We start from the raw sequence: 12,755 nt of genomic DNA, 5'->3' as shown, positions 1-12,755 counted from the left end.
CTTCGCTTCGCCTCCCGCCGAGGAGCTTTCTATGCCGCTCTTTGCCAACACACCCGCCGAGAAGACGACGGGGCCCTACCCCCGGCGCTGGTGGGCCCTGCTCGTGCTCTGCCTGAGTCTGCTGATCGTCGTCATGGCGAACACCTCACTGATCGTGGCGGCGCCCGACATGACGAGGGACCTGGGCCTGTCCAGCAGCGACCTGCAGTGGGTCATCGACGGCTACACCGTCCCGTATGCCGCGCTGATGCTGGTGCTGGGCGCGATCGGCGACAAGTACAGCCGCCGCGGCGCCCTGGTCCTGGGCCTGCTGATCTTCGCGGGCGGCTCGGTGATGGGCAGCCAGGTCCATCACACCGACCTGGTCATCACCGCACGCGCGATCATGGGTGTGGGCGCCGCCGTCGTCATGCCGGCCACCCTTTCCCTGCTCGTCGCCATCTTCCCGAGGGCCGAGCGCGCCAAGGCCATCACCGCCTGGTCAGCCACCTCCGGCCTCGCCATCGCCGCGGGCCCGCTCGCCGCCGGCTGGCTGCTGCAGCACCACGCCTGGGGCTCGACCTTCCTGATGAACGTCCCCGTCGCCGTCCTCGGCGTGGTGGGCGCGCTGCTCCTCGTGCCGCCGTCCAAGGCTGAGGGCATGGGCCGCATCGACTACGTCGGTGGTCTGCTGTCGATCGTCTCCATCGGCTCCCTGGTCTACGCGACCATCGAGGGCCCGCACTTCGGCTGGGGCACCGGCCCGATCACCGCGGCCGTGGTCGCCGGCGTGGGCCTGCTGGCCTTCGTGGCCTGGGAGTTGCGCCACCCGAACCCGATGCTGAACGTGCGCAAGTTCGCCGAGCGCCCGTTCTCCGGTTCGATGACGGCGGTGCTGTTCTTCTTCTTCGGCACCTTCGGATCGATCTACTACTCCACCCAGTTCCTGCAGTTCGTCCTCGGCTACGACGCCCTGGAGACCGGCGTGCGCCTGCTGCCGCTGGCCGGGGCCGTGTTCGTCGGCGCCGCGGTGACCGCGAAGCTGACGCCGAAGCTGGGCGTGAAGGCTGTCGTGGGCATCGGCATGGTGCTCGGGACGGCGGGCGTCATCCTGCTCACTCGCATCGAGGCGGGTTCGGCGTACACCGACTTCCTGCCGTCCCTGGTGGTGCTGGGCTTCGCGATCGGTCTGAGCCTGTCGCCGGCCACCGACACCATCATGGGTTCCTTCCCCGAGTCGGAGCTGGGCGTCGGCGGCGGTGCCAACGACACGTCGCTGGAACTCGGTTGCTCCCTGGGCATCGCGATCCTCGGCTCGCTCCTCGCCACCTCCTACAAGCACAGGCTGACCGACCTGGTCGGCGGCCACCTCCCGGCCGCCGCGATGGACACCGCCAAGGACTCGGTCGGCGGCGGGCTCGCGGTCGCCGAGCAGGTCGCGAAGAACCCGCGGGGCGGACCCCAGCAGGCCCAGACCCTGGTCGCGGCGGTGCACGAGTCCTTCGCCCACGCCATCGCCCACACCAGCCTCATCGGCGGCGTCATCATGGCCGTCGGAGCCGTGATCGTCATCGCGGTCCTGCCCGGCCGCAGGCACACCGGCAAGCACCGTCAGCAGGACACGGCGGTAGCGGCGCGGGAGACCGAGTCCGTGGGCGCCGTCTGAGCCCCATGAGGCAGCGGGCCGGAGACCGTTCCGGCCCCCACCACCCCAGGACGGGCCGTGCCTGAGCGGCGCACGGCCCCGGACGGTGCCGGGAGGGGACGCCCGGCACCGTCCCTTTTCGCTGTCCGCAGCCAGACCGACGACCGCCGCCCGCTCTCGCTGCCCCCAGCCAGGCCGACGACTGCCATCCGCTCTCACTGCCCCCACCCAGACCGGCGACCGCCGCCCGCGCCACGAGCCGATCACCGCCCGTGTCCGGGCCTCTGCTTCAACGGCCGCGGCGCGGCTCAACCGTCGGTGGCATCCTCCGCCGCGGCGCGGCTCAACCGTCGGTGGCGTCCTCCGCCGCGGCTGCCTCGACCACGGCGAGCGCCCGCTTCTCCGGAACCCCGGCCGCGATGAGCGTGGCGACGGCCACCCGGCTGCCGTCGTCCTCGAACGCCCCGGTGTTGACCTCTTCCAGCAGGGCGACCGTCATCGCCTCCAGGCCGGCGCTGAGCACGGCGGGCGGCAGATGGGAGTGGAAGACGCCCTCGCCCTGCCCCTGTTCCAGGATGCCGGTGACCCTGAAACGGGCGGGCTTGAGGATCTCGTTGACACGTTCCGTACCCAGGTCCCGACGGGCCAGCGCCAGGAGCATCCGGTAGCGGTCGCCCACGGGCCACATCGACAGGGTGAAGTGCGCGAGCGCCTGCTCGGCCGGCTCCGTCCCCGGCGCTCCGACGGCCACAGCGACCTGGAGAGCCTCCGCGGCCTCCGCGGCCAGCGCCTCCAGGAGCGCCGCCCGCCCGGGGAAGTGCCCGAAAAGAGTGCGCCGGACGACGCCGGAGGCGCGAGCCAGCTCCTCCAGGGTGATGTCGGGGTTGCGTCCGAGTTCCTGGCGTGCGGTCGCCAGGATGCGCTCCCGGTTGGACCGCGCGTTGCGTCGCTGCGGCACGCGGCCGACGGGCTGGGACACGGAGGAACCTCGATGCGGGCGGAGGGAAGAACGAGCGCCCCCATTCTGACACGCGAGACGCGGCCCGACCCGTGGCCGCATCCGCGGTGACGGAGGTCGCGGGAGGCGGGACAGGCGCAGGTGCAGCACCGCCACGGCCTCATGTCGCCGGGCAGCGGTCGGCCGCAGCCGCGTGTCCCACCCGAATCCCTCTCGTGTGTGGTTCCGTGGCACCTGGGTACTACCGAGGCGGCACAGGTCCGGCTCGTGTCGGCGCCCGTCGACCGGAACCGCTCACCAGCGGACTTCGCCAGCGCCGCCAGGGCGTCCGCTGCAGACCCAGAAAGGGGATACGACCGCCATGCGGAAGTTCTCCCTCGACGCCCATGTCCGCGAACACCTGGGGCGGGCCACCGCTTCCTCCCACGGCCGCAGCGCCGAGACCGTCTACGGCGGGCACGAACACGTCCTGCGACAGACGCTCATCGCACTGCGCGACGGCACTGTTCTGGCCGAACACGAGAATCCGGGCGAGGCCACGGTGCACGTCCTGCACGGCCGGGTACGGCTGCGCAGCGGCGATGACGTGTGGGAGGGGATGACCGGGGACCTGCTCCTCGTGCCGCCCGCCCGCCACAGCCTGGAGGCCCTCGAAGACGCCGCCGTGCTGCTGACCGTCGCCAAGACCTCCTGACCCGATCCGCCCACGGTCACCGCGGCCGTCGTAGGCGGACACTTTCGGGTACCGCGGGGCCACTGCGCGACATGGCACCGCGACGCCTGCCGGCGCTCGTGCCGGTTACGCGTCCGCCAAGGAGAACGAGTACAAAGCGGCCGTCGTGTGGGCCGTGGCCCGGCAGGGCGCCTCTTCGGCCAGCATGCGGCCAGCGGCGAGCAGCAGGTCCGCCGCGTCGCGGACCGCGCAGCAGGCCTCGAAGCAGCCGGCGATGCCGAGTTGCTTCGCCAGTCGACGGACGACTTCCTCGTGCGCGACGAGCTGACTGCGCAGGTTTCCGGTAGCAGCGTGCGGCAAGCTCTCCGTGTCCATCCGACCACGCTAGCGACCCGTCCCCGCCGCGCGCGCCGCTTCTAGATATATCTAGGTGGAGGTTTTGAGGCGGCCACGCTCGCGTGGGATACCGACCGCGACGTGTTGACACCGGCACCGCCGGTCCGCCCGCCCGGCTTCACCCAGGGCAGAACGCCGCTCCCTTCCCCCGGCGCCGCGGATCCCTAGGCTGAAGGGGTGAGCACTCATGCGCCGGACGAAGCCCGCGTCATCCCCCTGCGCCCGCAGAACTCGCCGCCAGTTTCCGGTGGGGCGAGCCGCGCCCCGCAGCGACCGACAGGAGCCCCACGGGCACCCGCGCCCAGGGAACCTCTGTGGCGCGACCTCGTCGGCGATGTGCTGCGGCGTGAGCGGCTCGCCCAGGAGCGCACGTTGAAGGACGTCTCGGAGGCGGCCCGGATCTCGATGCCGTACCTGTCGGAGGTGGAGCGCGGGCGCAAGGAGGCCTCCTCCGAGGTGCTCGCGGCCGCCGCCCAGGCCCTCGGGCTCGGCCTCACCGACCTGCTCTCGCTCGCCCAGGACGAGTTGGCCCGGTACGGCCCCACGTCGCCCACGGCACGGTACGACGGCCTGTGCCTCGCCGCCTGACCGAACCGCCGGCCGGTACGGCGGAGCGCGGCACCGCCGTACCGGCCGGCCTTCGGCCACGGCCGCCCCCGGTCAGACGAACGCGAGCCGTCGGCTCAGCACCTCGTCGGCGAGCCCGTAGGCGACGGCCTCCTCGGCGGTGAGCACCTTGTCCCGGTCCATGTCCGCGCGCAGCGTCGCCACGTCGTGCTGCGTGTGCCGGGACAGGACCTCCTCCACCTGTGAACGGATGCGGACCATTTCCTTGGCCGCGAGGCTGAGATCGGAAACCGTCCCCTGCCGGCCGCCGCTGGCCGGCTGGCCGAGCAGCACCCGTGCGTGCTGGAGCACGAACCGCCGGCCGGGATCGCCGCCGGCCAGCAGCACCGCCGCCGTCGACGCCGCCTGGCCGACGCAGAACGTCGAGATCGGCGCCTGCACGAAGGTCATCGTGTCGTAGATCGCCATCAGCGAAGTGAACGATCCGCCGGGCGAGTTGAGATAGATCGAGATCTCGTGCTCCGGGTTCGCCGACTCCAGATGGAGGAGTTGCGCGATGACCACGTTGGCGACCCCGTCGTCGATCTCGGTGCCGAGGAAGATGATCCGCTCGTTCAGCAGCCGGCTGAAGACGTCGTAGGACCGCTCACCCTGCGCGGTCCGCTCGATGACGTAGGGAACCGTGTACGACCCCATGTCACAGCCCCATCCGTCGGCGCGACGCGGCCGGGCGGATGTCGGCGAGCGACTCCACCACCCGGTCCACGATCCCGTACTCCCTGGCCTGCTCGGCCGTGAACCAGCGGTCCCGGTCGCCGTCCCGCGCGATCGTCTCCTCGCTCTGCCCGGTGTGCTCGGCGGTGATCCGCTCGATGGCCTTCTTGGTGAACTGGAGGTTCTCCGCCTGGATCTCGATGTCCGCGGTGGTCCCACCGATGCCCGCCGAGGGCTGGTGCATCATGATGCGCGCGTTCGGCAGCGCGAGCCGCTTGCCGGGCGCCCCCACGGTGAGGAGGAACTGTCCCATGCTGGCGGCGAATCCCATCGCCAGCGTCGAGACGTCGTTCGGGATGAGCCGCATGGTGTCGTAGATGGCGAGGCCCGCCGTGACCGACCCGCCGGGGCTGTTGACGTACAGGCTGATGTCGGTGCGCGGGTCCTCCGCCGACAGCAGCAGCAACTGCGCGCAGACCCGGTTGGCCGACACGTCGTCGACCTGGGTGCCGAGGAGGACGATCCGCTGGGCGAGGAGCTGTGCCGCGAGATGGTCGTCGAAGCGGCTGGGCGGTGTGTCGCCCTCCTCCGCGCGGGGCCGGAGCATGGTGAGTGGAGTCATCTGGTCTCCTTGTCGAGGCAGGGATGCCGTCGACTCCACTCTTGACCCCGGGAGATCCCCGGACGCGGTTTCTCTGCCGGCCGCAGATTCGCCACCGGCAGAGACGAAGGCTCAGCCCCTCTCGCGCGGATGCCGCAAGAGCCACGTCACAGCGTCGCGGTCGTGCCCTCCCCCGACGCGCTGCCCGCGAGCCACTGGTCCCATCCCAGGTTGAAGTCGGCGTAGCCGTTGTCGGCCGGGGCCTTGGCACGGGGCGAGCCGGTGATGGTGACGGGGTCGCCCTGCTTGACCTGGCCGTAGAACCACTTGGCGTCCGACATGGACAGGTGGACGCAGCCGTGCGAGCCGCGGGCGCTGCCGCTGCCCGGATAGGGGTCGCCGGTCGAGTAGTGGACATACGTGCCGGACTGGGTCAGGTGGACGTCCCAGGGCAGCGTCAGGTCGTAGTAGTTGGGGCTGCCCTTGTCGCAGCTGATGCCGACGCTGCAGGAGGTCATGTGGACCTTCTCCTGCTTGTCGATGACGGCCATCGTGCCGTTCCACGTGGGGTACTGGGCGCTGCCCGCGTTGATCGACAGGGTGCGCACCGGCTTGCCGTTCCGGGTGACCTTCATGGTGTGGCCGGTCACCGAGACATCCGCGCGCACGTCGTCGCCGACCGTGAAGGAGTGCGTGTAGTCGTGCACGCCGTAACGGCCGTTGCCGTTGCTGACGCCCGTCATGTCGGCGTCGACCTTCACCTTCGTGCCGGCGGGCCAGTACGTCTTCGGGCGCCAGTCGGCGCGCCTGTCGCCGAACCAGTGCCAGGCGCCGGCCACCGGCTGCGAGGCGCTGACCTTCATGTGCTTCTCCACCGCGGCCCGTGCCTTCGCCGCCACGGGGTTCGTGAAGACCACCGAGATCGGCATGGCCACGCCGACCGTGGCGCCCGTCTGCGGGGTGATCGTATCCAGCAGCATCGGCGGGCCGGCGGGCTTCGTCGGTGACGGAGAGGCGCTCGCGCCCGGCTTGCCCGACGCCTTGGCGTCGTCCCCGCCCGCTTTGTCACTGCCGCCCGCGCCGCAGGCACTCGCGCCCACCAGCACCGCGCCCATGACGAGTGCGATCCCTATGCCGCCCTTGCGCCGTCCCACGCCCTGCCCCGCTCTCTCGCTCTTCGGCCCTGAGGGCCCGACTCCCTGTCAGACAGCCGAGGTGTGCACCACAGTTGCGTGCGTCGTGCAAAGCGTGTCCCAAAAATGTGTGCGCACCACCGCTCGGCCGGTGACCCATCCCCTCGTGAGTACCGCACTCGTCCCGAACGCATGCACGCGACCGAGGGTGAGGAGGAGCATGGCGCTGTCGCCCGAGACCAGCAGGAGTCCGGCCGGACGGGCCGGCCGCGTCCGGTGCGCTACTCCTGTGTCGCCGCCCGCTCCTCGTCCTCGGCGGCCAGGCCCACCGGGCGACGGCCCGGGGGCTGTTGCGGCTCGGGGCGCGCGGGTGGGGGCGGCAGACGGCGTTCCACCGGGGTGCCGGCGGTCAGGGTCGTCGGCTCGCCGTGATGCAGCACGACCACCGGGTCGCCGTCCAGCAGGCGGTACCGCACACGGGACGGACCGATCTCCACCTTCAGCCCGCATCCGCGGACCCGGAGCGTGAACGCCACCCTGGACAGTTCCTCCGGCAGGCGCGGTGCGAACGCCAGCAGGGCCGGTTTCGCCTGGTCGCCTGCGCACCGGCGCACGCCTCCGAACCCGGCGACCAGCGCGATCCAGGTCCCGGCGAGGGAGGCGATGTGGAGCCCGTCGCGGGTGTTGTGCTCCAGGTCGTCCAGGTCCATCAGCGCGGCCTCGCCGAGGTAGGCGTAGGCCAGGCGCAGATGGCCGGTCTCGGCGGCGAGCACCGCCTGGAAGCACGCCGACAGGGAGGAGTCACGGACGGTCAGCGCCTCGTAGTAGGCGAAGTTGCGGGCCTTCTGCTCGTCGGAGAAGGCGTCCGGGCACTCCGTCATGGCCAGCACCAGGTCGGCCTGCTTCACCACCTGCTTGCGGTAGAGGTCGAAGTAGGGGTAGTGCAGCAGGAGCGGGTAGTTCTCGGGCGGGGTCGCCTCGAAGTCCCAGCGCTGCAAGCTCGTGAAACCGGCCGACTGCTCGTGGACGCCGAGCGCGTCGTTGTACGGCACCGCCATGCGGGCCGCGGCGTCCCGCCAGGCCGCGGCCTCCTCGTCGTCGACACCGAGTTCCGCGGCGCGTTCCGGATGGCGTACGGCGGCGTCCGCGGCCGAGACCAGGTTCTGCCGGGCCATCACGTTGGTGTACAGGTTGTCGCGGGCGATCGCGCTGTACTCGTCGGGACCCGTGACCCCGTCGATGTGGAAGACGCCCTCCGCGTCGTGGTGCCCGAGCGAGCGCCACAGCCGGGCGGTGTCCACGAGGAGGTCGAGCCCCTCGACGCGCTCGAAGTCCTCGTCCCCGGTCACCATGACGTACCGGTCGGCGGCCAGCGCGATGGCGGCGTTGACGTGGAAGGCCGCCGTCCCGGCCGGCCAGTAGGCGGAACACTCGGCACCGTCGATCGTGCGCCAGGGGAACGCCGCTCCCGCGAGCCCCAGCTGACGCGCGCGTTCCCGGGCCGCCGGCAGCATCCGGTGACGCGCCCTCAGCGCCGATGCGACGGCCTCGGGAGCGGTGTAGGTGAGCACGGGCAGCACATAGGACTCGGTGTCCCAGAAACAGTGTCCGTCGTACCCGGTTCCGGTCAGGCCCTTGGCGGCGATCGCCCGGTTCTCGCCGCGGGCCGCCGCCTGGAGCACGTGGAAGAGGGCGAACCGCACCGCCTGCTGGATCCGCGCGCTGCCCTCGACCTCGACGTCCGCGCCCGCCCAGAAGCGGTCCAGGTACGCCCGCTGTGCCGCGGCCAGACCGTCCCAGCCGGTGCTGACCGCGGCCGCCACCGCCGCGTCCACCTGATCGTGCACGGCCGGCAGCGAACGCTCCCCCGACCAGCCGTAGGCCACGAACTTGACCAGCCGGAGCGGTTGGCCGGGCACCAGGTCCGCGGTGACCGTCAGACGGCTGACGTCCGGCTCGCACTGCGCCGACCAGCGGGTGCTCTCCGGACCTTCGACGAGATGGTCGGCCGCCGCCGCCACCCGCAGCGCGCTGCGGTCGGTGCGGTGCACCAGCCGCAGCCGGGTGTCCTGCGCGAAGTTCTCCTCGGCCGCCAGCGGTGACCCGATCGCCGCGGCCACCCGCGGATCGCCCTCGAACCGTGGCAGCGGCGCGTTGGCGACGAGCTCGGACTGCACGGCCACCGTGGCCGGTCCGTCGACCGGCTCCACCTCGTACACCACCGCGGCCACCGCGCGCTGGGTGAAGGACACGAGCCGCCGCGAGGAGATCCGTACCGTACGACCGCCGGGTGACGTCCACCGTGCGCTGCGGCTGAGGACTCCCGAGCGGAAGTCCAGGACCCGCTCGTGCGCGACCAGCCGACCGTAGCGCAGATCGTACGGGTGGTCGTCGACCAGCAGCCGGAAGATCTTGCCGTCGGTGACGTTGATCACGGTCTGGCCGGACTCGGGATAGCCGTAGCCCGCTTCGGCGTAGGGCAGCGGATGCCGTTCGTGGACGCCGTTGAGGTACGCGCCGGGCAGTCCGTGCGGCTCTCCCTCCTCGAGGTTGCCGCGCCATCCGATGTGCCCGTTGGAGAGGGCGAAGACCGATTCGCTCTGCGCAAGCACGTCCAGGTTCAGCTCGGTCTCGCGCAGCGACCACGGCTCTACCGTGAAACTCGGATGGGTGATCACCGTTCCTCCAGAAGGTCTGCCGGATCACGGGCGACCACACCGGCGCCGCGCGCCCGCCCCGCCTCGCCCACCCGGTCGACGTCCGTTCCCGGCCCTCGGGCGATGCGGTCCTCGAACAGGCGGGCACGGACGTGCGCGGGAAGCCCCAGCGTGCCGCCGAGGCTAGAAGGCGGCTGCGCGGGGGCGCGGCAGGACACCGTCCGGCACGCCGGGAGGCACCCGCACGGTCGAGGCCCACTGGGCCGCGGGGACGTGCCCTGGGGCCCTGATCGGGCTCTCAGGCCTCCTGGGACAGGGTGTCCGTCGGTGCGGGGTCCGCGGTGTCGAGCACCTGATCGCCGTACAGATCCTGCAGCCAGTTGGTCTGGTAGACGGTGTCGAGGTAACGCTCGCCGAGGTCCGGTGCGATGGCCACCGCGGTGACGGTGCGGGTGTCATGTCGTGCCAGCCAGTCCGTCGCCGCGCTGACCACCGTTCCGGTGGAGCCGCCGAACAGGAAACCGCGTCCGGCCAGGCGCCGGCACATACGGATGGTGTCCGTCTCCGCCACCTGGATCACCTCGTCCACGAGGGATTCGTCGAGCAGCGGCGGGCGCATGCTCATACCGAGGCCCGGGATCATCCGGCGGCCCGGTTCGCCGCCGAACGCCACCGAGCCGACGCTGTCCACGGCGACGATCCGCACCGGCCGGTGCCACCGCCGGAAGTAGCGTGCGCAGCCCATCAGCGTCCCGGTGGTGCCCGCGCCGACGAAGAGGACGTCCAGTTCGGGGAACTGGCGGGCGATCTCGGGGGCCGTCGTGCGGTAGTGCGCCCACCAGTTGCCCTCGTTGGTGTACTGGCTGAGCCAGACGTACCGGTCGTCGGAGGCACACAGCGCACGGACGTACTCGATCCGTGTGCCCAGGAAGCCTCCGTTGGAGTCCTGGTCGGCGACGATGTGCACCTCGTTGCCGAGCGCCTCCATCAGCAGTCTGGTCGACAGGTTGCACCGGGAGTCCGTCACACACAGGAACCGGTATCCCTTGCTCGCGGCGATCATGCTGAGCGCGACGCCCAGGTTTCCGGAGGACGACTCGACGACGACGGAATCCGGTTTCAGGACTCCGTCCCGTTCGGCGGTCTCCACCATCTCCCTCGCGGCCTTCAGCTTGATAGAGCCGGCGAAATTGAAGGCCTCGCACTTCAGGTACAGCGGGTATCCGCAGATCGAGTCCAGATCGACGAAGAGATCGCCCTGGTTGAACTCGTACGGAGCGGAGATGACAGGCACGGCGGACCTCCTGGTGCCGGGCCGAGGACGACGGCCTCAGCCGTAGCGGCGAAGTTCGTGGAAGAAGTCATCGATGAGGCGGAGGTTCCCCGCCCGGGACACCTCGTCGTAGACGTACTTGCCGACGGCGAGGTCCAGGACGCCGAGCCCGAACGGCGAGAACACCACCGGCCGGTCGGCCGGCGGTGCGGCACGCCCGGCGATGACGTCGCTGAGCGTTCCGTTCAGGAAGTCGCGGTTGCCCGTGAGCTGTTCGACCAGATGGGGCGAGGTGTCGGCCTTCAGGCAGTGCTCGACGTCGTCGACGAAGTTGGCCGCGCCGAGCAGGACCTCGGGGGCGAGGTCGCGCAGCGACACGTGCAGGACGAGGGGGTTGTGGCCGAACCAGGCCGGGTCGGTGACGTGAGGCCGGCCGGCGACGGTGGCGAACACCACGAGGTCGCTGGAGCGGACGAGGTCCTCGGCGCTGTCGTGGACGGTGACCGCGGCGGTGGCGTCGGCCTGCCGCAGGTAGCCGCAGAAACCCCGGGCGCTGTCGGCGGACACGTCGTGCACGCCGACGGCCTCGAAGGCCCAGCCCGTGCCGGTCAGGAAGGTGTGGATGTAACGGGCGATCAGCCCTGTGCCGAAGTACCCGACGCGGGTGGGGCGTTGACGGCCGCGGCTGAGCCGGTCGGCCGCCAGCGCCGCGGACGCCGCGGTCCGGGTGGCGCTGATGATCGAGCTCTCCAGGCAGGCGAACGGGTAGCCGGTGTCGTGGTCGTTGAGGATGAGCACCGCGGAGGCCCTCGGCAGCCCGGCGCCCACGTTCTGCGGGAAGCTGGAGATCCACTTCAGACCGTCCACGGGGGCCGGTCCGCCGAGTGATGCGGGCAGGGCGATGATCCGCGCCGTGGGGCGGTCGGGGAAGCGCAGGAAGTACGACGGCGGGTTGACCGTGTCTCCGGCGTCGTGCAGCCGGTAGGCGGCCTCGACCAGTGGCACCAGGTGCTGCTCGCGCCCGCTCAGCGCGCGCTGCACCTGTTCACCGCTGATCACCGCGAACGTCGGTACGCGAGGCCGTTCGGGCACGGCCGCCAAGCCGGCGGTCGGCAGTACGTCGGTCATCGCTCGCTCGCCTCCGGGGCCGGGCAGTCCTCGGCCGGCCGGAGGGGCTCGGCCATGCCGACCAGTACCTGCCGTTCTCCGGTGAAGGCCTCTCTGCTGTGCGCGGTACGGATGTTGTCCACGAGCAGCAGGTCACCGGCCTGCCAGGGTTCGCGTCGGGTGTGCGCCTCGTAGGTGGAGTTGATCAGCTGGACGACGTCCTCGCCGATCGGACCGCCGTCGCCGTAGCGGGTGTTGAACGGCAGTCCGTCCGCGCCGTACACCTCGACGAGGTACTCGCGCACCTCCGGGGCCAGCGTCCACTCGTTGAGGAAGGCGATCTGGTTGAACCAGCAGCGCCGGCCCGTGAGGGGGTGTCGTACGACGGCGTTGCGGCGCTGTTCGGTGCGCAGTGTCCCGTCGGGCCGCCAGGTGCAGTCGATGGCGTTGGCCCGGCAGTAGCGCTCGATCTCGGCGCGGTCGTCGGTGCCGAACGACTCCGCCAGGCTCGCCCCGATCTCGTCGTTGTAGGTGCGGGTGAGTACCCAGCCCTCACGCTCGAACCGTTCGGTGAGTCCGGTGGGCAGGGCCGTGAGGATCTGTTCGGCGTCGGCCACCGCCGTGGCCCCGCCCTGTTCGGGAGCGGTGAGGCAGGCGAACAGCATCAGGCCGGGCACCTGGAGCGGGTAACTGAGCTCGTGGTGCATGCACATCGGCTGGTTGGCGGGCCAGGTCGTGGACGCGTACAGGCCGGGGCGGTGGGCCTCGCGGGGGGCGAAGGCCTCCCGCTCCGTCATCAGGTCGCCGGCCAGCCGCGCGAAGACGGCCTCGACCTGATCGATGTCGCGCAGCCCGAGGCCGCGCACGACCAGCGCCCCGTGCTCGGTGACCTGCGCGCGCAGCGCCGCACGGTACTCGGCCGCCCAGGTCGGGGCGTCGTCGAGGGGATCGACGTGCAGCAGGGCCGGTTTGTCCGGTCGCAACTCCACATCCAGCGCTGACGCCAGCGAGGAGAACGGCATCTGGGGTTCCTTTCGGTCGACCGCCTGGGG

At 71.2% G+C, this 12,755-nt stretch carries 12 protein-coding genes; 3 read left to right on the top strand and 9 right to left on the bottom strand.

Annotated features, from left to right (window positions below; genetic code table 11):
• Window positions 1–31 precede the first annotated feature (31 nt).
• Window positions 32–1,645, top strand: a complete 1,614-nt coding sequence (locus tag AB0D93_RS25040; RefSeq protein ID WP_362123038.1) for an MFS transporter — start codon at window positions 32–34, stop codon at window positions 1,643–1,645.
• 322 nt (window positions 1,646–1,967) lie between these two features.
• Here the strand turns inward: AB0D93_RS25040 and AB0D93_RS25035 are convergent, their stop codons facing one another.
• Window positions 1,968–2,603: a TetR family transcriptional regulator gene (locus tag AB0D93_RS25035; protein WP_362123035.1), complete on the bottom strand. Its 636-nt coding sequence runs from the start codon at window positions 2,601–2,603 to the stop codon at window positions 1,968–1,970.
• A gap of 340 nt (window positions 2,604–2,943) precedes the next feature.
• On the opposite strand from AB0D93_RS25035, the gene AB0D93_RS25030 reads away from it, so the two are divergent.
• Window positions 2,944–3,276, top strand: coding sequence for a cupin domain-containing protein (locus AB0D93_RS25030; protein WP_362123032.1), 333 nt, complete (start codon window positions 2,944–2,946; stop codon window positions 3,274–3,276).
• Window positions 3,277–3,381: 105 nt separating this feature from the next.
• Here the strand turns inward: AB0D93_RS25030 and AB0D93_RS25025 are convergent, their stop codons facing one another.
• A complete protein-coding gene (locus AB0D93_RS25025; protein WP_362123030.1) occupies window positions 3,382–3,630 on the bottom strand; it encodes a hypothetical protein in 249 nt (82 codons plus the stop codon).
• Between the two features lie 198 nt (window positions 3,631–3,828).
• On the opposite strand from AB0D93_RS25025, the gene AB0D93_RS25020 reads away from it, so the two are divergent.
• Entirely contained in the window at window positions 3,829–4,239 is a 411-nt protein-coding gene (locus AB0D93_RS25020; RefSeq protein WP_362123027.1) for a helix-turn-helix transcriptional regulator, read from the top strand.
• 72 nt (window positions 4,240–4,311) lie between these two features.
• On the opposite strand, the gene AB0D93_RS25015 is transcribed toward AB0D93_RS25020, so the two are convergent.
• The 7 genes from AB0D93_RS25015 to AB0D93_RS24985 all read right to left on the bottom strand — a co-directional run bounded on the left by AB0D93_RS25015 (window position 4,312) and on the right by AB0D93_RS24985 (window position 12,725).
• Window positions 4,312–4,914, bottom strand: coding sequence for an ATP-dependent Clp protease proteolytic subunit (locus AB0D93_RS25015; protein WP_362123024.1), 603 nt, complete (start codon window positions 4,912–4,914; stop codon window positions 4,312–4,314).
• A gap of 1 nt (window position 4,915) precedes the next feature.
• The gene (locus AB0D93_RS25010; RefSeq protein ID WP_362123021.1) at window positions 4,916–5,554 is read right to left on the bottom strand and encodes an ATP-dependent Clp protease proteolytic subunit; all 639 of its coding nucleotides are present in this window, start codon (window positions 5,552–5,554) and stop codon (window positions 4,916–4,918) included.
• Between the two features lie 146 nt (window positions 5,555–5,700).
• A complete protein-coding gene (locus AB0D93_RS25005) occupies window positions 5,701–6,687 on the bottom strand; it encodes a L,D-transpeptidase (RefSeq protein WP_362123018.1) in 987 nt (328 codons plus the stop codon).
• A 260-nt stretch (window positions 6,688–6,947) separates the two neighbouring features.
• The gene (locus tag AB0D93_RS25000) at window positions 6,948–9,344 is read right to left on the bottom strand and encodes a glycosyl hydrolase family 65 protein (protein WP_362123015.1); all 2,397 of its coding nucleotides are present in this window, start codon (window positions 9,342–9,344) and stop codon (window positions 6,948–6,950) included.
• A gap of 277 nt (window positions 9,345–9,621) precedes the next feature.
• Complete coding sequence (sbnA, locus tag AB0D93_RS24995) at window positions 9,622–10,617, bottom strand: 2,3-diaminopropionate biosynthesis protein SbnA (protein ID WP_362123013.1); 996 nt, start codon at window positions 10,615–10,617, stop codon at window positions 9,622–9,624.
• A 36-nt stretch (window positions 10,618–10,653) separates the two neighbouring features.
• Window positions 10,654–11,724 carry a 2,3-diaminopropionate biosynthesis protein SbnB gene (gene sbnB, locus AB0D93_RS24990; protein WP_362123011.1) on the bottom strand — a complete coding sequence of 357 codons (1,071 nt, stop codon included), beginning with the start codon at window positions 11,722–11,724 and terminating at the stop codon, window positions 10,654–10,656.
• Entirely contained in the window at window positions 11,721–12,725 is a 1,005-nt protein-coding gene (locus tag AB0D93_RS24985) for a TauD/TfdA family dioxygenase (protein ID WP_362123008.1), read from the bottom strand. The genes sbnB and AB0D93_RS24985 overlap by 4 nt, the downstream gene beginning before the upstream one ends.
• Window positions 12,726–12,755 lie beyond the last annotated feature (30 nt).

The sequence above is a fragment of the Streptomyces sp. NPDC048191 genome (assembly GCF_040652655.1).
Lineage (GTDB): Bacteria > Actinomycetota > Actinomycetes > Streptomycetales > Streptomycetaceae > Streptomyces.
The sequence above is the reverse complement of the archived record's forward strand: the minus strand, read 5'-3'. Positions and strand labels throughout refer to the sequence as shown.

What these genes read in the sequence shown, in the direction of transcription:
- AB0D93_RS25015 (WP_362123024.1), bottom strand. Translation starts at nt 4,914, where the DNA reads ATGGGGTCGTACACGGTTCCCTACGTCATCGAGCGGACCGCGCAGGGT.
- AB0D93_RS25010 (WP_362123021.1), bottom strand. Translation starts at nt 5,554, where the DNA reads ATGACTCCACTCACCATGCTCCGGCCCCGCGCGGAGGAGGGCGACACA.
- AB0D93_RS25025 (WP_362123030.1), bottom strand. Translation starts at nt 3,630, where the DNA reads ATGGACACGGAGAGCTTGCCGCACGCTGCTACCGGAAACCTGCGCAGT.
- AB0D93_RS24985 (WP_362123008.1), bottom strand. Translation starts at nt 12,725, where the DNA reads ATGCCGTTCTCCTCGCTGGCGTCAGCGCTGGATGTGGAGTTGCGACCG.
- sbnB (WP_362123011.1), bottom strand. Translation starts at nt 11,724, where the DNA reads ATGACCGACGTACTGCCGACCGCCGGCTTGGCGGCCGTGCCCGAACGG.
- AB0D93_RS25040 (WP_362123038.1), top strand. Translation starts at nt 32, where the DNA reads ATGCCGCTCTTTGCCAACACACCCGCCGAGAAGACGACGGGGCCCTAC.
- AB0D93_RS25030 (WP_362123032.1), top strand. Translation starts at nt 2,944, where the DNA reads ATGCGGAAGTTCTCCCTCGACGCCCATGTCCGCGAACACCTGGGGCGG.